15 protein-coding genes are annotated in these 20,035 nt (G+C 73.1%); 4 read left to right on the forward strand and 11 right to left on the reverse strand.

Features of this window, described 5'->3' with window-relative positions; translation table 11 throughout:
• Positions 1-149: 149 nt before the first annotated feature.
• The 11 genes from ABUW04_RS30575 to ABUW04_RS30625 all read right to left on the reverse strand — a co-directional run bounded on the left by ABUW04_RS30575 (position 150) and on the right by ABUW04_RS30625 (position 15,985).
• Positions 150-4,313, reverse strand: coding sequence for a beta-galactosidase (locus tag ABUW04_RS30575; protein WP_380567706.1), 4,164 nt, complete (start codon positions 4,311-4,313; stop codon positions 150-152).
• Between the two features lie 116 nt (positions 4,314-4,429).
• A complete protein-coding gene (locus ABUW04_RS30580) occupies positions 4,430-5,305 on the reverse strand; it encodes an SCO1664 family protein (protein WP_084714520.1) in 876 nt (291 codons plus the stop codon).
• Positions 5,275-5,859: a DUF3090 domain-containing protein gene (locus ABUW04_RS30585; protein ID WP_380567708.1), complete on the reverse strand. Its 585-nt coding sequence runs from the start codon at positions 5,857-5,859 to the stop codon at positions 5,275-5,277. Before ABUW04_RS30585 ends, ABUW04_RS30580 begins: the two co-directional genes overlap by 31 nt.
• 59 nt (positions 5,860-5,918) lie before the next feature.
• Positions 5,919-6,620: a histidine phosphatase family protein gene (locus ABUW04_RS30590; protein ID WP_030256167.1), complete on the reverse strand. Its 702-nt coding sequence runs from the start codon at positions 6,618-6,620 to the stop codon at positions 5,919-5,921.
• Positions 6,621-6,650: 30 nt separating this feature from the next.
• Positions 6,651-7,685 carry a GNAT family N-acetyltransferase gene (locus ABUW04_RS30595; RefSeq protein ID WP_380567710.1) on the reverse strand — a complete coding sequence of 345 codons (1,035 nt, stop codon included), beginning with the start codon at positions 7,683-7,685 and terminating at the stop codon, positions 6,651-6,653.
• Positions 7,682-9,619, reverse strand: a complete 1,938-nt coding sequence (locus tag ABUW04_RS30600) for a DUF4910 domain-containing protein (protein ID WP_380567712.1) — start codon at positions 9,617-9,619, stop codon at positions 7,682-7,684. The genes ABUW04_RS30595 and ABUW04_RS30600 overlap by 4 nt, the downstream gene beginning before the upstream one ends.
• A complete protein-coding gene (locus ABUW04_RS30605) occupies positions 9,603-11,453 on the reverse strand; it encodes an aminotransferase class I/II-fold pyridoxal phosphate-dependent enzyme (protein ID WP_380567714.1) in 1,851 nt (616 codons plus the stop codon). The genes ABUW04_RS30600 and ABUW04_RS30605 overlap by 17 nt, the downstream gene beginning before the upstream one ends.
• Positions 11,450-12,670: a hypothetical protein gene (locus ABUW04_RS30610; protein WP_380567716.1), complete on the reverse strand. Its 1,221-nt coding sequence runs from the start codon at positions 12,668-12,670 to the stop codon at positions 11,450-11,452. The genes ABUW04_RS30605 and ABUW04_RS30610 overlap by 4 nt, the downstream gene beginning before the upstream one ends.
• Complete coding sequence (locus ABUW04_RS30615; protein WP_380567718.1) at positions 12,667-13,809, reverse strand: alkaline phosphatase family protein; 1,143 nt, start codon at positions 13,807-13,809, stop codon at positions 12,667-12,669. The genes ABUW04_RS30610 and ABUW04_RS30615 overlap by 4 nt, the downstream gene beginning before the upstream one ends.
• Positions 13,810-13,880: 71 nt before the next feature.
• On the reverse strand, positions 13,881-14,042 hold the full coding sequence (locus ABUW04_RS30620) for a hypothetical protein (RefSeq protein WP_157623821.1): 162 nt from the start codon (positions 14,040-14,042) through the stop codon (positions 13,881-13,883).
• Positions 14,043-14,212: 170 nt separating this feature from the next.
• The gene (locus ABUW04_RS30625) at positions 14,213-15,985 is read right to left on the reverse strand and encodes a metallophosphoesterase family protein (protein WP_380567720.1); all 1,773 of its coding nucleotides are present in this window, start codon (positions 15,983-15,985) and stop codon (positions 14,213-14,215) included.
• Positions 15,986-16,226: 241 nt separating this feature from the next.
• On the opposite strand from ABUW04_RS30625, the gene ABUW04_RS30630 reads away from it, so the two are divergent.
• From ABUW04_RS30630 to ABUW04_RS30645, 4 genes are read left to right on the forward strand one after another with little or no spacing between them, the layout of a single operon-like run.
• The gene (locus tag ABUW04_RS30630) at positions 16,227-17,411 is read left to right on the forward strand and encodes a hypothetical protein (RefSeq protein WP_380567722.1); all 1,185 of its coding nucleotides are present in this window, start codon (positions 16,227-16,229) and stop codon (positions 17,409-17,411) included.
• The gene (locus tag ABUW04_RS30635; RefSeq protein ID WP_380567724.1) at positions 17,411-18,385 is read left to right on the forward strand and encodes an ABC transporter ATP-binding protein; all 975 of its coding nucleotides are present in this window, start codon (positions 17,411-17,413) and stop codon (positions 18,383-18,385) included. The genes ABUW04_RS30630 and ABUW04_RS30635 overlap by 1 nt, the downstream gene beginning before the upstream one ends.
• Positions 18,382-19,149 carry an ABC transporter permease gene (locus ABUW04_RS30640; RefSeq protein ID WP_380567726.1) on the forward strand — a complete coding sequence of 256 codons (768 nt, stop codon included), beginning with the start codon at positions 18,382-18,384 and terminating at the stop codon, positions 19,147-19,149. The genes ABUW04_RS30635 and ABUW04_RS30640 overlap by 4 nt, the downstream gene beginning before the upstream one ends.
• Positions 19,146-19,949, forward strand: coding sequence for an ABC transporter permease (locus ABUW04_RS30645; RefSeq protein WP_380567728.1), 804 nt, complete (start codon positions 19,146-19,148; stop codon positions 19,947-19,949). Before ABUW04_RS30640 ends, ABUW04_RS30645 begins: the two co-directional genes overlap by 4 nt.
• Positions 19,950-20,035 lie beyond the last annotated feature (86 nt).

A 20,035-nucleotide genomic window follows, 5' to 3' on the forward strand; every position in this document is an offset into this window, starting at 1 on the left:
ACGGATGACTCTAACCGGCCGGATGTGATCTTCGCACCAGTGCCTCCGGGCGGGCGTGCGGGAGGCGGGGGGCCGGCCCCCCGGCCGCCCGCCTCCCTTCGCTCACGCCCTTGGTCCACGCCCTTCGTTCCGCCCCGGACCTGCTCGGGTCAGCTGCAGACGACCTTGGCGTCGGCCCAGTCGGCGTGGTCGTTGCCGTTGCCGTCACCGCCGTCGCCGACCACCAGGTCCAGCAGCTGGGCCCCGGTGGTGTCGACGTCGATGGAGACCGTCGCACCGCCGCCCTTGAGCACCGGGGTGGTGACCAGGGTGCGGCCGTCGGCGAGGACGCTGAAGGTGACCGTTCCGGCAGTGCCGGCCTCGGCGTCCACGCCAACCGTGGCGGTGAACCGGGTGCAGTGGCCGCCGAGGTAGATCCCGACGTCGCTGACCGCGTTGGTGCCCAGCCCGGAGGCGTAGACCTGGCCGCCGATGGTGATCGGCTTGCCGTCCCCGGCGGCCTGCTCGCCGTTGCTGGTGTTGCGTTCCACCGGGCCCCAGCCGTTGGAGGAGGTGAAGAACGGCAGCGCGCTGACGTCGGTGTCGGCGGTGGGTGCCACCGGCACCGCGCGCACGTTCCTGACGTCGTCGAGCTGCTGCGACCTGCCCTGCTGGTGGTAGTCGGCCACCGCCGTGAGCTGGGAGAACGCGGGCAGGGTGGCAGCCGGCGCGGTGACCGTCCAGCTGCCGGTGAGGGTGCTGCCGCCGGCGACCTTCTTCGCGCTGACCGTGCCGGTCGGCTGGGCGGTCCAGCCGCTCGGGAGGGTCAGCCCCAGCTCGACCGCGGTGGCCGCGGGCGCTCCGGTCGGCACCGCGAAGGTCGCGGTGACCGGGTAGCCGGCGCCCGGTGCCGCGGTGTCCGGGGCGTCGAGGGTGAGGGTGGCCCGGTGGGCCTTGGGCTGGGCGTAGGTGGCGGCGTCGTAGCGGGGGCTGTCCACCGTCGCGGTCCGCAGCGAGGAGGCGGTGGTGCCCAGGTTCACCAGGGAGACGTCGCCCAGGCCCCCGGTGCTGCCGTCGGTGTTCCAGACCGCGATGGCGATGGTGTTGGCGCCGTCGGCCTTGAGGATGCCGTTGGGGATCGGGAAGACGTGCTGCGGACCCACGTCGTTGACGTAGCGGCCGAGCTGCCAGCCGTTGACGTAGATCAGCGCCCGGTAGTGCCGCGAGGCGTCGTCGGTGATCTGCAGGCCGACCGAGGTGTCCTGGCCCTTGGGCAGGTCCAGCGTCGCGGTGGTGCGGTACCAGGAGACCCCCGGAGTGGTGTCGCTGGTGGGCAGGCTGACGGTGGACCAGGAGCTGTCCTTGAAGCCGGGCAGGCTCCAGCCGGCCCGCTCGCCGTAGAGGCCGCCGGTGTTCAGGGCGCCGCGCACCGGGTCGACCAGGTCCTCGCCGCCGCTCGATCCCTGGATCCGCCAGCTGAGCGTGGTCAGCGGGGAGCCGGCGACGACCGCGCCGATCAGCCCGCGTGCCTCCTTGTTGCTGTCGGCCTCGGTGTAGTCCTCGTTGTGGCCCATGTTCTCGACCAGCACCGAGACCTCGTTGTCGGCGCCGGCCTTCAGCGCCCCGGCCGGGAAGGCGAAGGTCTGCGAGGTGGTGCCGCCGTTGTTGGGACTGCTGCTGCCCAGGAAGGTGCCGTTGAGCCAGACGGAGTAGACGCCGGCCTTGCCGGTGATCGCCGACAGGGTGATCCCGGTGGCCGTACTGGAGCCCTTGAAGCGGCCCCGGTACCAGACGTCGCCGTGGTGGAAGCCGTAGTCGTCGGCGAAGAGCACCGGCAGGGTCACCGGGGTGGTGGTGCTGTTGGAGGTCGCCTTGTCGGCCACCTGCCAGCTGGAGTCGTCGAAGCCGGGCTGGGACTCCGGGGACTCCTGGGTGTGCTTCCAGTCGGTGAGCGTCGGCAGGGTCACCGCGGCGGCGCCGGGCAGGGTGCTCAGCTCGGAGCCGCTGCTGGTCGCCCTGGTCTGCAGCCGCTTGCCGTTCCAGGTGATGGTGCCGGTGACGGCCGGGTCGGCGAAGACCTCGACCGGCTGGGCCGAGGCGCTGTCCCCGGTCAGGTCGAGCTGCCCGCGTCCCTCGGTGCCGGCGGTCGCGGTCCGCAGCAGGTCGCTGCCGTAGACCAGGACCGGTCCTGACGACGTCTGCGCCTGCCAGAACTGCTCGGCGGTCTGGTCGGTGCCCAGCAGCAGGAGCAGCGGCCGGGCCCCGCCGGTGATCAGCACCCGGGCCAGTCCGTCGTGGACGTAGTTCAGCCGCAGGTCGCCGGTGCTCGCGTCCCAGGTGCTCTGCACGGTGCCGGAGAGGACCTGGACGGTGGGCTGCTGCTGGTAGTTGAGGACGGTCTCGCCGTCCTGGCCCTGCCGTCCGTAGAGGACGGCGACGTCCCGGCCGCCGATCTCGGCCTGGGTCATGATCTCCGAGGTGGAGTACTGCAGCTGGCTGGCGCCGAGCTTGTAGTTGGCCACGATCGTCTTGGAGTCGCGCCCGGCGAAGGTCAGTTGGGTGCCCGGCTGCTGCGGGACGGTGGGGTAGTACCTGGCCCCGGGGGTGGGCAGGTCGACGGCGTCGACCGAGACGAAGGTGCCGGTGGCGGCGGCGTCCTTCTGGCCGGTGGCCACGATCTTCAGGGTGTGCGCCCCGTCGCTGAGGCCCGAGGCCGAGTACTGGATCTGCTGGTTGGCGGTGCTCGCCGCGTAGCCGTCGACGGTGGCGACCTTGGTGCCGTCCAGGTAGACGTCGGCCAGGCCGTGGTTGGCCGCCTTGGAGGCGATCCAGTGGATCGCGGTGCCGGTGAAGGGGATGCTGACGCTGTCGCCCGCGGTGCTGGTGAAGGACTCGGTGCGCTGGTACTCGCCGCTGGTGTAGCTCTGCTCGGAGCCGACGTGCGTCCAACTGCCGGAGTACTGCAGCTGGGTGGCGGTGTCGTCGTAGCTGTAGCCGGCGTGCGCGCCCAGGTCGATCGCGATGTGGGTGGAATCGGTGCTGGTCGCCGTGGAGTTGGCGTGCCGCAGCACATGGAACTGGGTGCCGTCGTCCGGGTTGATCCGGGCGGTGTCGACGATGGCCGCGTTGTCGGTCGGGGCCGCGGCCAGGCTGTCGGTCTTGGTGATCGGGGTGACGCTCTGCAGGAAGTAGCCGATCAGCTTGTCCTGCTGGTACTTGGCGGTGAGCTGGCGGTCCTCGGAGATGGCCGCGCCGTAGTCGTAGGAGGTGTACACCTGGGAGGGATCGGCCTGCCAGCCCCAGGAGGTGCCGCCGTAGGTCATGTAGAAGCTCTGCATGGTGGCGCCGACGGCGATGTTGTTCTTGTAGAAGACACTGGCGAAGTCGGCGCCGGTCAGCTGGCCGCACTTGGCGTAGCCGGGGCCGCCCCAGGGGTCGAACGATCCGCCCTGGAACTCCGCGGTGTACAGCGGCTTGCCGGCGACGTGGTCGTAGGAGATGTCCGGGACGCCCTTCCAGGACGTCGGGTTGGAGCAGTTGAAGCCCTGCGGGTAGGAGTCGGCCCCGTCGATGTCCAGGGCTCCGGCGCCGCTGTTGAAGGTGCCGTTGTTGTTGCCGGTCAGCGGCACGGTGATGCCGTCGGCGCGGGCCTTGTCCTCCAGGTGGGTCATGTAGGCGCGGCCGGCGGTGGAGCCGTCGTAGAACTCGTTCTCCACCTGATAGGCGATCACCGTGCCGGTGCCGTTGGTGAGTTGGTGCCGGGCCAGGATCGCGTCGATACGGCTGAGCCACTCGTCGGCGGCGGCCAGGTAGGTCGGGTCGGTGCTGCGGTCCTTGCCCGGCAGGGTGTTCAGCCAGGCCGGGAAGCCGCCGCTGTCGACCTCGGCGTTGATGTACGGGCCGGGGCGGGCGATGACGTAGATGCCGACCTGGGCGGCCAGGTCCAGCAGGTGGTCGACGTCGCGCACCCCGGAGAAGTCGTAGACGCCCTGCTTGGGCGAGTGGTAGGCCCAGTCGAAGTAGATCGACACGGCGTTGAAGCCGGCCGCCTTCATCTTCTGGAGCACGTCCAGCCAGAGCGAGGGGCTGGGGAGGCGGCTGTAGTGGAACTCGCCGGACCAGACGTAGGTCCGCTTGCCGTCGATCATCAGCGAGTAGCCGTCGTAGCTGACGGTGTGCGGGGTGGGGGTCTTGGCGACGGCGGCCTGGACCGCGGCGTCAGCGGTGGCCGCGGGGGCGGCGGCGTGGGCGGCGGCGGGGAGGCTGAGTCCTGCGGTGGCGGCCGCGATGGCTGCGGCCACCGCGACGAGGGTTCTGGAGGTGCGATGCGGCATCTACTGCTCCAGCAGAGGTCGAAGGTTCGCGGGTGGCAGAACGTTCCGAACTCAACGGAGTAGAGCAGTACCTCACAGAGAACGTCAATAAATCTTTCAGAATCACTCAGGAACCGTCAGATCGGCGGCCAGGGTACGGCCGGCCAGTCGCCGGAGGGGACCGGGTGCAGGCCGCTGGCCAGCAGTTCGGCGACGCGCTCGCGCAGGGCGTCGATCTCGGCGGCGGTGAGCAGCGGTGCGAGTTCCTCGGCGAGCGGCCCCTTGAGCCGGTCGGCCAGGCCGGTGAGCGCGGCGACGGCCTCCTGGTCCAGCGGCTCGCCGGCCCAACCCCAGAGCAGGGTACGGAGCTTGCCCGGAACCGCGAAGGTGACGCCGTGGTCGATGCCGTAGAGCCGGCCGTCGACCGCGGGCAGCAGATGGCCGCCCTTGCGGTCGGCGTTGTTGATGACCGCGTCCAGCACCGCCAGCCGGCGCAGCCGGGGGTCCTCGGCGTGCACCAGCAGGGCCGTCCGGCCGCCGCCGACGTCCGCACGGCCGATGGCGCGCCAGCCCTCGGCCGGCTCCTGCGCGTCCTGCAGCGCCAGGAGCTGGGCGTCGGGGTCGGACTCCACCCAGATCTGGCACATGCCCTCGCCGAGCGGACCGTCCCGCAGCACCGTGGGCGGCACCAGGCCCCAGCCGGTCGCGGCGGCGACCAGGTAGGCGGCGACCTCTCGGCCGGCCAGGGTGCCGTCGGGGAAGTCCCACAGCGGACGCTCGCCGCGGACCGGCTTGTAGACGGCTACGGCCTGCTCCGCGCCGTCGCTGACGGTGCAGTAGAAGACGCCGTTGGAGGCCTCGGTGAGCTGCCCGTGGATCTGCAGCTCACCGCCGCGCAGCAGGGCCAGCGCGCGCTCGGGGTCGGCGGCGAGGGCGGCGGAGGCGACGGGGTCGGCGTCGGGCGCCTCCGCCTGCGGAGTGCTCAGCGCCGGTATCCGTTCTGACGGGGGCACACATGCCCCTGCGGGTCCAGCGGAAGGCTGCAGAAGGGGCACGGCGGGCGGCCGGCCGAGACCAGTTCCAGCGCGCGCTTGGCGAACACCCTGGCCATGGCACCGCTGAGGCGGACCCGCAGCATCGGCGGCCCGTTCTCGTCGTCCTCGAACAGGTCCTGCTCGTCGGGGTCGCCGTCCAGCTCGCTCTCGGGGTCGACCTCGATCAGCGCCTGGGCCTCGACGATCAGCCGGTCGATGGACTCGTCCCAGGCCAGGGCCATGGTGCCGACGCGGAACTCCTCCACCACGGGCATGTCCAGCGGGGCGCTGTCGATCATCTCGGCGGGCGCGACCGCCGGTACGGCGGTGCTGCCGCCGCTGCGCCGGACCACCTCGTCCAGCAGCTCCTCGACCCGCTCGGCGAGCGCCGCCACCTGGGTCTTCTCCAGGAGCACGCTGGTCACCCGGCCGCGGGCGCTGGCCTGGAGGTAGAAGGCACGCTGACCGGGTTCGCCGACCGTACCGGCCACGAATCGCTCGGGCGGATCGTAGAAGAACACCTGGCGGGGCACGGCTTGCTCCAGATCTGGTCGTCGCTGTTCGATCCAACCCTACCTATCCGGCGCGGAGGTCACCTCACCCCGGTGTCGCCACCGACCACGGCGTCGCCGGCCGGGGCCGCCGGCTTGTCGGTGCTGGGCGCGAAACCGCTGAGGTCGCCGGTGTCGCCGAGGCGCAGCAGGAAGGGGCGGTGCGGGGTGTAGCGGATGACGGTGACCGAGCAGGGCTCGACCGAGATCCGCTGGAAGTTGTCCAGGTGCAGGCCCAGCGCGTCGGCGACGATGGTCTTGATCACGTCGCCGTGGCTGCAGGCCAGCCACACCGCGTCGGGGCCGTGCTCGTGCTCCACCTCGGCGTCCCACTCGCGGACGCTCTCCACCGCGCGGTGGCTGAGCTCGCGCAGGGACTCGCCCTCAGGTCCCGGGAACACCGCGGCGGAGGGGTGCGCCTGCACCGTCTTCCACAGCGGCTCACCGGCCAGCTCGGCCAGCGGCCGTCCGGTCCAGTCGCCGTAGCGGCACTCGCCGAGCCGCTCGTCCAGCCGCTGGGTCAGCTCGGGGCGGGCCGCCAGCAGCGGGGCGAGGGTCTGCCGGCAGCGGTCCAGCGGGCTGCTGACCACCTGGCTGACCGGCACTGCGGCGAGCCGCTCGGCCAGGTGCTTGGCCTGCTGCTCACCGTGCGCGTCAAGATCCACACCGGGGGTCCAGCCGGCCAGGATCCCGGCGGAGTTGGCGGTGGAACGGCCGTGGCGGACGAGCAGCAGGGTCGGCATGAGCTCCAGCTTAGATCCTCCGGACCGGACCTAGCCGCAGGTCCCGGTCACGCAGGCGTAGAGGGTCAGTTCCCGCATGCCGTGCCGTTCCTTCATCGGCCGGTTGCTCCGGCCGCCTTCCACGCACTGCCGGCCGGACTCGATCGCGGTCCGGATCTCGGTCGCCCAGAGCAGGTAGTTCGGACTGTAGCTGGCGACGGTCGCATGGCTGGTGCCGCCGACCCACATGTGCAGCCGTTCGGCGTCCAGCAGCACCACGGCGGCGGCCACGGTCCGGTCTCCGTGGTCGACCCGGACCACCCGGGCGTGTTCGCCCAGGCCCATGACGAAGTCGACGAACGCCTGCTCGGGGTACATGTCCGCGCTGCCGTACTTGGCGGCGGTCTCCCGGCTCAGCGTGCAGACGGTGCGCAGCAGGGCGGGGTGCGGCCGTTCCGTCGACGTGGTGACCCCCGCGTCGGCGGCCCGGCGCAGGTACTGGCGGATCGTCCGCCGGGTCCGGCTACCCAGCGTGACCAGGTAGGACTCGTAGCTCGGCAGCCCGTCCAGCGGCAGCTGGTAGCGGGCCACGATGGGGGCGATCCGCCAGCCGCCGCGCCGGGCCGCGGCCAGGACCGGGTCCGGCCCGGCGACGTTGACCAGACCGGCGAGCGGAGCGCCGACCGCCTGCCGCTGCCCGGCCAGTGCGTCCAGGGTCGCGTCCAGCACCCGGTCCCGGCGCTCGGTGGGTAGCGACACCATGGGGACCCGGGTGTCGTAGCAGTACCAGTTGTGCGCCAGCAGGGCCGGGCCGGGACCGGCCGGCAGCCCGGCGCCGGCCAGGGCGCCGTAGGGGTCGCCGCGGTCCTGCAGGTAGCAGGGCAGTACCGCGACCGGGCGGCCGGACTCCCGCACCGTCAGATAGCGGACCGCGCCGAACGGGCTCAGCGGGCTGGCCTGGTAGGCCCGCAGGTAGGCGGGCGCGTAGTGGACCGGCGCGGCGGCGGCGCCGACCACCTCCGTCCAGGCCTCCAGGTCGACCTTGTCGAACTCCTCGGCGACCTCGATCTCCAGCCGGCCGTTCACTCCGTCGCCACCCCTGCCGTCATCTCCGCCCCTACCTCTGCCGCCGCTTCGGTCCCGGGCGTCGCCTCGACGGCCCAGCCGGACCGGACCATCGCCGCCAGGAAGCGCGGGCCGAACGCCCGGCCGAGGACCAGGCCCGAGTCGAGCTCGGCCGTGCGGACCACCTCCGCCGCGTCGGCGCGGCCGTCGATGCTCTGGGCCAGTGCCATGGCGCGGGCGTAGAAGCCGCCCCGGTCCCGCAGCGACTCGTCCAGGAACCAGCTGCGGTCCTGCTCGGTGGCCGCCCCGATCAGCGCCCGCAGGTTGAACGGCCCGGACCAGCCCCGGGCCAGGGCCGGGCCGGGCGGTTCCGGTTCGTGCCCGGGCCCGTTCGGCTGCGGCGCGCCGGGCAGCGCGGCCGACAGCGTGCCGTGCAGCTGCTCCAACCACCGGGCATGACCCTCCAGCAGGCCGGGGTCCGCACCCAGTGGCAGCAGGGTCCGCAGGGCGGCCTGGCCGTAGTGCCGACGGCGGGCCAGCCGGTCGGCCGCGTGGCGGTCGGCACCCGGCGGCAGGCAGGCCGTCATCCGCTCGGCCGTCCAGCGGCTGACCAGGCCGGCCAGCAGCTCTCCCGCGCCCGTCACCGGCCCGAGCGCGTCCGCCCCGGCCACCACCGCCAGCGCGGCGGCGGCGACGGTGGCGGCCCGGCGCAGCTCGTCCGGGTCGACCTTGTCCAGGGTGTCCGCGCTGGAGTGGTTGAACCGGTCCGGCCAGTGGCCCAGCTGCACGGCGGGGCAGCCGATCGCCCGGTCGGCGAGGACGGCGTGGTCCGAGGCGCCGACGAAGGGCGTGGCCCGCCAGGCCCAGGTGTCGCAGCCGACGGCGCCGCTGTAGGAGCGGGCGGCGGGCGGCAGCGCCCGGACGCAGGCCTCGACCACCGCGTTGAGGAAGTGCGGCAGGTACTCGGGCCCGTGCTCGACGATCAGCGGACCGCCGCAGCGCCGCTGGTCCTCGCCGACCATGTCGAGATTGACCGCCGCCACCGGTAGCGGCCTGCCCAGCTCGACCTCCCGGTGGACGTAGGCGGCCAGCCCGACGAACTCGGGCGCCCAGACGAACCGCACCGGAGCGCGCAGCGCACGGCGCGCCAGTACCTCTCCCCCCGCGAGCGAGGCCGCGACGCCGGAGGCGTTGTCATTGGCGCCGGGCGAGGGGTGGCACAGGTGGGCGCCGAGCAGCACGCCCGGTCCTTCCGCCCGCCCGCCGGCGCCGGCCGGTGTCCGGGCGACCACCACCGGCATCCGACGCGGCGCGGTGTCGACGTCGACGAGCACCCCGACCGGCTCGCCGCGCCGCTGCGCCGTCCGCAGCAGCTCGATCTGAGTGGCCGTCACACTGAAGCCGAACAGGGCTCCGCCGACCGGGAGTTCGACGCGACCCACCTGGTCGGGGCGGTCCGGGTTGGTGACCACGCAGAAGCCCTTGGCACCTTCGTCCCGCAGCCGGGCGAAGAGACCGGGGCCGAGTCGCTCCGGCGAGTCCACCAGCACCACCGCGCCCACCGGCCAACTCCCCTGCTCCGCAAGGGCCAGCGGCGCGGCCGGGAGGTCGGCGGCCGCCGATCCGGCCGCCAGACCGTAGGGCTGGTCGGGGTAGGCGACCAGCGGCGGCCCGTCCCCGATCCACAGCCGCGCCGAACGCGGGGTCCAGGATCCCGGGGCGGTGAAGGTCCACCAGGAGGTCCTGCCGTCCGCGGGGAAGTCCAGCACCTCGACGTCGACCAGGCCGGCCCGTTCGGCCTCCGCGGCGACGTAGTCGGCGGCCGCGGCGATGTCGGCGGAGCCCTGGTAGCGGTCCCAGGCGACGAGTCGGGCCACCCGTCGCATCGCCCGGTCCGCGTCGATCTCCCGGTGGAGCTCGGCGACCAGCTGTTCGAGCCTATGCACGGTGCGCACCCTCGAACTCCGGCCGGGGATCGGCGTCGCGCTCGGGCAGCAGGGCGCGGAAGGCGGCCAGGCGGGCTTCCGACAGTGGCACGGCGATCTTCAGCAGTCGGCCGTCGATCAGCTTGACCCGTATGCCCAGGCGCTCCACGACGGCCAGTGCTTCGGTGTCGGCGGGCGCCGTCACCCAGGGCAGCCTGGGGTCGCCCTCGGTCGGGTCCAGCCCGACCCTCCGCAGCGCCGCCGCCACGCCCGGCTTCACCTGGGCGATCCTGGCCCGCAGCCCGCCCAGGACGTCGCCCTGGGACAACAGCCGCAGCGCCACCGCGAGCCCGTGGCTGTTGGCCGCCAGCGGCGGGGCGAACTCGCGCAACCACCGCGTCAGTTCGGGTGCGGCAAGGGCGAAGCCGACCCGCAGTCCACCGCAGCAGTACGCCTTGGAGATGCTGCGCAGCACCACCAGGTTCCCGTGCTCCGCCACCAGGGGCGCGCAACTCGCTTCCGGACCTGCGTAGTTGGCGTAGGCCTCGTCCACCACCAGCACCGTGCCCCGGGCCCGGGCCACCGCTGCCAGCTCCGCCACCGCCTCCCGGTCGGCGAGTTCGCCGGCCAGCGAGGGCCGGTCGAGCACCAGCATCGACGGCAGGCAGCGGTCGAGATCGGCGGTGAGCCGGTCCGGGGACGTCAGCACGGTCTCCGCGCCGAGGTCGGCCGCCCAGCGCGGCAGGTCGGGATGGCCACCGGCCAGGTGCAGCACCGGCCCGGGCGCGGCCAGCCCGGCCAGCGCCTGCAGCAGGCCGGTGGCGCCGGCCCCCGCGGTCACCATGTCCGGGGTCAGCTCCATGCCGAAGTGCTCGGCCAGGACCGGCGCGGACTGCTCGCCGGCGAAGGGGTCGGTCAGGTGGTAGGCCCGGGCCTGGTCGGGGCCCATTCCCTGGAAAGCCGCCCGGACCGGCCCGTCGACGAACTCGGCCTCGTCCGGTGTCCAGCGCAGATCGAGCCCGGCTTCCGCCCGGCTGTGCGACCAGAGGGCGATCGCCCCCGCTCCCCCGCCGGGCCCCGCCGTCCTGCGTGCGAGGAACTGCACATAGCGGGTGGCCGCGGTGACCTCCTGGCCGACCACGAACCCGGCGTCCGCCCGCTCGACCGTGAATCCGGCCCGGGTCAGCAGGTCGCCGACCTCGGCCGGCTGGTAGAGCCGCACGTCGTCGCTGAGCAGTTCGGTGGGCAGACCGTCACGCCGGACCTCGATCTGCCCGGCGCTGCGCCCGGTCAGCACCCGCAGGCTGCGGCGGAACTCGGCCCGCAGCCCCTCGGTCTCGAAGCTCGCCCGGGGTCGGTAGTCGGCCGTGATCGCCAGCAGATTGGAGTGGTCCAGCAGCAGGACCCCGTCCGGTGCCAGCACCCGGCGCACCCTCCGGAGCAGCCGCAACTGCTGGGCGTCGGTCCCCCAGCCGAACGACTGGACGCACAGGACAGCGTCGAACTCCCCTACTGGCCAAGGCAGTTCGCGGAGCAGGTCGAGCCGGAGCCAGTCCACCCGGACGCCCGCCGCCGCGGCGGCCTCGGCGGCCCGGTCCAGGGCCCAGGCGCCGACGTCGACCCCGGTCACCCTGAAGCCCCGGCCGGCCAGCCCGACCGCGTGCCGCCCGGTGCCGCAGCCCAGGTCGAGCACGCGTCGGCCGGGCGCGGAGCCGTCCAGGACGGCGGCCAGGTAGTCCACCTCCGCCGCGGTGCGCTCGGCGGTGTACTCGTGCCCGGCCACCGCCCAGAACGGCTCCGTGAAGAACTCCCGGTACCAGGGCCCGGACCCGGGCCCCGGCGCGGGCAGCTCCGGCCCGGTCATCCGGCGTCCGGCCGCAACGCCTCCTGCTTCTGCAGGAATCCGCAGACGTCGCACAGGCCCGCGGGATTGGCGACGCCCTCCATCAGCACATAGCGCCCGCCGCAGACCCGGCACAGGTCGTCGACCAGCGGCAGCAGCGAACGCTGCACGTTCTCGAAGGCGTTGAAGACGTAGTAGTCGATGCCCGGCCACAGGTCGTAGAGGTGGTCGGCCATCGCGTAGGCGAGCGAGCGCTCGTCCGGTCCGGTGGTGAAGCGGCCCGGCGCCCCCTGCCGGTTCAGCCCCGGTGCGACCAGCTCCAGATAGAGGGTCAGTTCCTTCTTGGTGATCCGGTAGAGCGGGAAGACGTAGCGCATCCCGGCCAGTTCCCGGACCGGGATGCCGCCCATCCGGTACCCGGTGGTGAACCAGGTGACCATGCTGGCGACCAGGTCGTCCGCGTTGAAGCCGAAGGCGACGACCCCGGCCCCGGCACGCTCGGCCTCGCGCTCCAGCATCCGCCGGAGCACCTGGTGCCCGATCACCATGTTCATGTTGCGGTGCTCGCCGGCCACGACCCGGTTCATGATGTCGACGAAGGACTCGCGCAGCTTGAAGAGCTCGGCGACCTCCTCGGCGGTGACGATCACATGGTCCACGCCGAGGCCCGCGCAGGCGTCCAGGGCGGCCTGGAAGGTGGCCGGCTCCTCCCAGTCGGGCAGGCCGGTGATGGTCACCGCGGTCATGTCGACCTGGGGCCAGCGCCCCCGGGTGCGCTCCAGCAGCTTGAGGTAGGCCACGCTGTCCCGCCCACCGGAGAGCCCGATGACGATGCGGTCCCCGGCGCGCATCGTGCCGCCGGACACGATGGACTGCACGAACGTCTCCTCGACGTACTCCACGAAGCTCTCGGCGGTCAGCTGCTCGGTCCGCCGCTCCAGGGTCCCGCCGTGGTCGAAGAGGATGCTCTTGGAGTAGACCGGGTCCGGTGCGGCGTAGACGTGGTCCTTGGGGCGGCGCAGCACGTCGAGGTCGTAGTGCCGCACCTGCCGCAGCTCGATGACGTCGTCGGCCCCGATGACGACGGAGGCCTCCGGCATCACCACGCCGTTCCGGTAGGCCAGCACGGCGTTGGCGGGGATGCCGTGGACCCTCATCACGTCCAGCAGGGTCTGCCCCGGTGCCGCGTGCAGGGTCTCCGAACCACCGGTCTTGTTGCGGAACACGACCGAGCTCACGCTGTCTCCTCATCAGAACTGGGACGGGGCCGGTCCGGCAGTGCTGCCGGTGGCGGGGAGGACGGGGTCTGTTCGGGCCACGGGTCGGCGCCCCAGGCGGCGAGCGGCACCAGCAGCTCGTCCTCGGAGCGGGCGCCGTGCTCCCAGGCCAGGCCGGGGTCCGGGACGGGGAAGCAGGAGGAGGCGGCCACCGCCACCACCGCGCCGATGCGCTCCAGCACCACCGGCGTGGCCGCCAGCAGGCCCTGGGCGTCGAGGTCCTCGGGCGAGAGCACCAGCGCGTGCCCGGCGAGCGCCTGCCGGAGTTCCTCGGCGAGCCGCCGCCGGTGCCCGGGGCGCGGATACATCCAGCGGACCCGTCCGGCGCCGCCGGCCGGCAGCAGGCAGTGGGCCGGGCTGTCCAGCCGAGCCCAGGCGTCGATCAGCTCGGTACGCGGGGTGACCGGGGTCTGGCCGTGGTCGGCGTGGGCGAGCACGCTCCAGCCCGCCTCGGCCCAGCCGCAGGCCGCCAGGTCGAGCAGCCGGACCGCCTCGCGCAGCCGCCGGTCGTAGCCGAAGCGGTGGATGTGGTCGTCGAGATTCACATAGGCCCAGACCAGGGACGGTGGCTCGGCCAGGAGTCGGGCGCCGACGTCCCGGATCGCACGCCGGACCACCTCGACGGGGTCGTCGGTCAGCGGGCCCGGCGCCGAGGGGACGACGTCGGCGCCGCGCAACAGCGCCTCGGCCCATTCCCCGCTCAGCCCCTCCAGTTCGGCCCCGACCACGACGGCCCGGTTCTGTTCCGACTCGGCGCACCGCTCGAAGAGCGTGGGGCCGCCCAGCACCAACCTTCCCGCCCCCCGGTCCCCGGCGACCGCGTCGCCGAAGCGGTAGCGGGATCCGGACACCAGGTGCGTCACCGCGTCGGCCCCCGGAGCCCGGTAGACCATGCCGACGGCACCGTGCTCACCGGCTTCCAGCCCGGTGACGGCGGTGAGCCAGGCCGTGGTCGAGGTGCTGGGGAAGGTCGACAGCAGCGGTCGGATCCGGGCGTGCACCAGGGTCTGCTCGGCCACCCCGTAGGACAGGCCGTCCAGCGCCAGCAGCACGACTCCGCGGGCGGCGGCGTCCCGGCAGCGGTCGACGATCCCGGGCACCGCGGCCAGGCCGACCGGTGCACCGGGCCGCCCGCCGACGCGCGCTGCCGCGCTCAGTGGTGGTTCGGTGCTCAGTAGTTCGGCACGCAGTCCGTGCAGGTGGTGCGGAACTTCGCGATGTGCACGGCCTGGCGCTCGGTGATCATCCGCTCGACCAGCCGGGGCAGCAGCAGGACCGGCGCGGTGCCCGTCCTGGTCGCGGTCTGCTGGGGAGCCTGCGGGGCAGTTTGCATGAATTCCTCCTGTAGCGAAGAGAGACAGTGCGACGGCCTTAGCAGGGACAGGTCAACATGACGGCGGCGTACCTGTCAATACCGTTCAGTTGCCGCCAGATGAACCTGATGCATCGCCAACTATCCTTGAGAGAAGGTCTTTTGACGGATATTTCGGACCTGCCCGGCGGTCAGTTCGCAAACAGCCTCGCCTCGGCGTCGGCAATGATCTCCTCGGGCGTGGGCGGGTCCAGCAGCGTCGACACATAGCGGTCGACGCCCGGATCGCCGGACCTGCGGGCGCGCTCCACCGCCTCGGTCACGTCGTAGCGGGTGGACCGATGGGCGATGCCGGGACCGAGCAGCGTCCAGTAGGCGGTGCCCGGCTCGCCGCTGTGGTACGGCAGGCCGACGCTGCCGGGCCCGACACTGCGCCGACCGGCCACCGTCCGGTCGAACTGCAGATGGGTGTGGCCGGTGACGATGAGCCCCACCCCGGCGCCGACCGAGGCGTCGGCGCTCCCGGCCAGCTCGGCGAACCGTTCCGCCGACGTCCCCGGCGTGACCAGTTCGTGGTCGCTGCGCGGCGAGCCGTGGCAGAAGAAGGCCGTGCCCAGCGTCTCGATCTCCACCACCAGGCCGAACGGCACGGCCGCGAGGAAGGCCATCGCCTCGGCGGAGTGCCGGTCCGGGATCCACCGCTCGCGCGGCCGGTCCGGAGCGGGCTGCCGCACTCCTGCGGCGATCTCCCTGGCGTAGCGGTCGCCGTTGCCGCGCACGCACAGGGCCCGCTCGCCCAGTCCGGCGATCAGCTCGTAGGTCGCCTGCGGCTCCGGTCCCCAGGTCAGATCCCCGCACAGGACGACCAGGTCGGCCGCGCGCACCTCCGGCTCGGCCAGCACCGCCGCCAGTGCCGCGACGTTGCCGTGGGTGTCGGAGAGCACCGCGACCCGTTCCACCGGCCCGTACCGCCGGGGCGGCCCCTCCCAGTCCGCGGGACCGTACCGCACCGTGTCGACACCCGACGCGTCTGCCTTGCCGGCCGCCTTCCTGGCCCGGTGGCCCTTGCGCGCTCCCGGCGGCGGGCCGATCAGCGGCCGCCGTTCGGCCGGGAGTCCCTCGACCAGCTGCGCCGCGATCACGATCCGGTCCCAGCGCGGACGGGGATCGCCCGGGTCGCCCAGCGCGTCCAGCGCCGCCGACAGCTCGGGCCCGGAGAGCCGCCCCGGCCGACGCAGCGCCTCGGGAACCGGGGCCGCGCCGGGGTCCAGCGGATGGGCGGGGTGGGCGGCGTAGAGCCGCCGCGCGGCGTCCAGCGCCTCCACCCCGGCCCGCGCCGGCGGCTCCTCGGCCGCCAGCATCGCCAGCACCGCCTCGCGTTCCGGCCGGGGCAGCAGCACCCCCAGTTCGCGGACCAGGTCAGCGGGATCGTCCGGCGCGTGCACGAAGTTGAGGCACAGCAGCTCGCAGCCGAGCACGGTGCGCAGCGTCGCCGCGCCCCCGCCCTGCTTCCCGCGGTCGCCGGACGAGCCCTTCAGCTCGGCCAGCAGACCGGGCGCCGTCTCCCCCGGTGCCGCCGTGCCCTCGTGGCGCAGGGCGACCAGCAGGCAGGGGCCCGACTCCAGGATCAGGTCCACCGTCCGCACCACCGCCAGCGGCGCCGCGTTGAGCTGGTAGCGCCACAGCTCCCGATGGATCCGCGGGTCCAGTTCGAGCACTGCGCAGCCGAGTACCTGGAAGCCGTGGTCGGCCAGGAAGGCCAGCGCCGGTTCGATCCGGCGGCCGACCACGGCATCGGGTTTGAACATCACAAAACTGCTGCGGCAGAGCATCCGGTCGAGTTGTTCGTCGTCCCACTGTTCCAGCAGGGCCGCGGTCTCGCGGAAGTAGATGTCGTCGGGGTAGACGGAGCGACGGACCGGGTCCCGGGTGAACGGCAGCTGCAACAGGTCGTCAACAGCCATGAGGGCTCCACATGGTGATGTGTTGTCATGTCCCCGAACGCGGGCTAAAGTAGGCTAACTTTCTCGACCGAGCAGATCAAGAAGGGAGTCCACATGGTCGCCGCGAAGAAGGTCCGTATCAGGACCAAGTCGGTCAGTTGACCGCTCGTCAGGGTGATCAGGACTCGCTGTTCCTGCTCCTCGCGGGTCCTGGTCGCACCCGAATCCTTCGTCGGCACCGATCTCTTGACGGACGGCGCTGATGGGCAGCAGAGGGGCGTTGGACGTATCGGTCGAGTCGCTGCGCGACCTCCTCGGCCTCGCGGACCCGGCCTCGCCGACCACCCGCGACGCCCTGCTGCGGACCGCGCGCGGGGACGGGCACAAGCTGGCCGCGACCCTGCTCAGCCTCTGGGCGGCGGAGGGCCAGGATCTCAGCACCGCCGAACAGGCCGAACTCTCGGCCTGCCGCGAGCGGATCGGCCGCTACCGTCGGATCTGGGACGAACTCCGGTTGCTGGCACCCGAGTTGTTCCTGCTGAAGGGTATGACGGTCGCCGCGCTCTATCCGCCCGGCGTGCTCCGCTCGGCCGGCGACCTTGACGTGGTCTGCCAGAGCCACCGCGACTTCTGGCGCTCCGCCCGCCATCTCACCGATTCTGATTGGGAGTTGGAGGCGTTCACGGTCGGTCCCGCCGAGCCCGGGGCGGGCGTCCCGTACCACCTCTTCGCCGAGTTCCGCAGGCCCGGCACGGGCCCGGACGGCGAGCCCGATTCCGAGGCCGAGCCCTATGCCGTCGGCCTGGTGACCGCCGAGATCGTGACCGACATCCGGCGTCCCGCCCAGCAGTTGGCCCGTCCGGTGCGTTCGGCCCCGGCCGCCAGCGCGGTCGCCCTGGTCGCCGAGCGCTGGGAGCGCCCGTTCCGCTCCCGCGACCTGCTGGACCTGTCGCTGCTGCTCGCCGATCCGGATCCGGCGGACCTGGCACAGGTGCACGCGGACCTCGACCGGATCGGTCTGTGGCCGGAGTGGCGCGAGGCGGTGCGGGCGATCCGCCGGCTGGGCCGACCGGTCCCCGCCGCCTTCCCCGGCACCCGGTCGGCAGCCGCCCGGGAACGCTTGCTGCGCGGGGCCCGTGCGCTGCGCCGCTGGGCCAACCCGGTCCGCGTACTGGCCTTCGCGGCGCAGTCCGGGGTCGAGGACCGGGCCGGCCGGTTCGCCGACGCGGCCTCCGACCTGGTGCAGCGTCAGGTCGGCGGACGCCGCCTGCTGGCCGCGGGCGTGCCGCTGTTCGGCGTGCCTCTGGACGGACCTCCGGTGCCGGAACCGCGGCTCGACGACGTCGGCCGCCATCTGGTGGCCCGCACCCCGATCGGCTCGTTCCTGCTGGTCGCCGGAGCCGCCCGGCAGGAATGGCTGGACGAGCTCGAGAAGAAGGGATCCTGATGCCGGCCTTGAGTGGCAACCAGCCCGCCGTCGAGACGCACGACCTGCGCCGGGAGTACCGCGCCCGGCGCGGCGCCGGCGTCACCGCGCTCGACGGGGTCTCGATCGAGGTGGCACAGGGCGAGGTGCACGGGCTGCTCGGCCCGAACGGCGCCGGCAAGAGCACGCTGATGAAGATCCTCTCGACCGTGCTGCTGCCGACCGCCGGCAGCGGCCGGGTCCTCGGCCACGACCTGGCGACCGAGTACCGCCGGATCCGCCCGCTGCTCGGCATCGTGTTCGGCGGCGAACGCGGTGTCTACCCGCGCCTGACCGCCCGGCAGAACCTGCGCTACTGGGCCGCCCTCTACGGCCTGTCGACCGCCGCCGGCCGCAGCCGTACCGAGGAGCTGCTCGACGAGTTCGGGCTGGCCGAGCGGGCCGGCGACCGGGTGGAGACCTACTCGGTCGGCATGCGCCAGCGGCTGCATCTGGCCCGGGGCATGGTGGCCGACCCGCGGGTGCTCCTGCTGGACGAACCCACCAACGGCCTGGACCCGCTCGCCGCACGCCAGTTGCGCGAACTGATCGGCCGGCTGGCGGGCGAGGGCCGGACCGTCCTGCTGGCCACCCACGACCTCGACGAGGCCGAGCTGCTCTGCGACCGGGTCACAATGATCAACAACGGCCGGGTGGTCGCCGCGGAGGCACCGAAGACGCTGGCACGGCTGCTCTCCCGGCAGGAGCGCATCCGGGTCCGCGCCGACCCGGCCCTGCTCGACCAGGTCCGGGCGCTGCCGGAGGTGACCGAGGTGGCCGCCGCGGACGACGGCGCCGCCGTGGTCTCGGTCGGCAGCCAGGAGGCGGTCGGGCGGGTACTCGCCTTCGTGGTCGCGGCCGGTGTCACCGAGGTGCGCACCGAGCTGCCCAACCTGGAGGAGGTCTACCTGCGGCTGGTCCACCGCAACGACGAACGCAGCGTGGTGGCCAGGTGAGCCTGCTCGCCGCGGCCGGACGCTTCCAGGGGCAGCTGGTGCTGACCCACCGCGACTACCTGATCGACCTGGTCCGCACGCCGCTGCTGGCCGCCGTCTTCCTGCTGCTGGTCCGGCACAGCGGGCAGCCCCAGCTGATCGCCTACGGACTGGTCGCGCCGGTGCTGATGGCGGTGTGGAGCATGGCCATGCTGATCTCCGGCGAGGTGGTCGACTCGGACCGCCAACTGGGCACGCTGGAGCTGGTGATCGCGGCGCCGGTCGACTTCGCCCGACTGGTCGTCAGCCGGGTCTGGGTGACCACCACGATCAGCCTGCTGACGGTGGTGGAGGTGTTCGCGGTCTCGGTCCTCGGCTTCGGGATCACGCCCGAGGTGGACCACCCGGTGGTCCTGGTGCTCGGGCTGCTGGCCACCGCGGCGGCCACCGCCGGCGCGGCCGGCCTGATGGCGGCGCTCTTCGTGGCCACCCGCACCGCCCGTACCTTCCAGAACACCCTGAGCTATCCGTTCCTGCTGCTGGGCGGGGTGTTCGTGCCGCTCGACCGGCTGCCGGCCTGGACCCACCCGCTCGGCCGGCTGATCTACCTGTCCTGGAGCGCCGACCTGCTCCGCGCCGCGCTGGCCCCCGCGCCGGTCGCCGGGGCGGCCTGGCGGATCTGCGTCATCCTCGGCCTGGGACTGCTCGCCGCGCTCGGCGGCAGGCTGGTGCTCGGACGGGTCGTCCGGATGGTGCGCGAGACCGGAACGGTTGGACTGCGATGACCTCTGGAATCACCCGACGGGTCCGCGTGCTGCTCTGGGCGGCGCGGGCCGGGGCCGCCGACCACAGCGCGGTCTTCACCTGGAAGACCTGGCTCTTCGGCTGGTTCGTGCGGATGCTGGCCCAGGTGCTCTTCTTCGCCACCGCCGGCAACCTGCTCGGCCCCGGCCAGGCCCGCTACCTGCTGGTGGGCAACGCGGTGCTGATGGTCGCGCTGCACGGCCTGTTCGCCACCGCTTCGACGACCTGGGAGCTGGAGAACGGCACACTGCCGCTGCTGGTCGCCTCGCCCAGCAGCCCCTCCCTGGTGCTGACCGGACGCAGCCTGTTCTGGCTGCCGGACGGCGTCGCCTGCGGCCTCGGCGCGTTCCTGCTGCTCGGCCCGGTGGTGCAGCTGCCGATCAACCTCTCCGCGGTGGCGCTGGTGACCTGCCTGCTCGTGCTCGTCGGCCTGACCACCTACGCCCTGGGGCTGTTCCTCGGCTCGCTGGTGCTGACCGCAACGGACCTGCGCAACGTGGTGTCCAACGCGGCCCTGGTGGTGATGATGGCGCTGAGCGGGGTCGAGGTCCCGGCGAGCGCGGTCGGCCCGGTCCTGGGCCGGATCGGCGCGGCCCTGCCGCTCACCCACGGACTGCTGGCGATCCGCCGGGTCCTGGACGGGCGCGGCGGTGGGCAGGTGGCGCTGCTCGCGGCGCAGGAGGCCCTGGTCGGCGCCTGCTGGCTGGCGGCGGCCGTCGCCGTGCTGACCCTGCGGGCCCGAAGGAGCCGGCGCGACGGGGCCGCGCTGTTCCTGACCTGACGCCTGACGGCACATCAACGGCACATCAACGGTGGGTGCCTCCCCGGAGCCGGCCGGGGAGGCACCCGCTGTCGGGCCGATCGGGC

The sequence above is a fragment of the Streptacidiphilus jeojiensis genome (genome assembly GCF_042510965.1).
Taxonomy (GTDB): Bacteria; Actinomycetota; Actinomycetes; order Streptomycetales; family Streptomycetaceae; genus Streptacidiphilus; species Streptacidiphilus jeojiensis.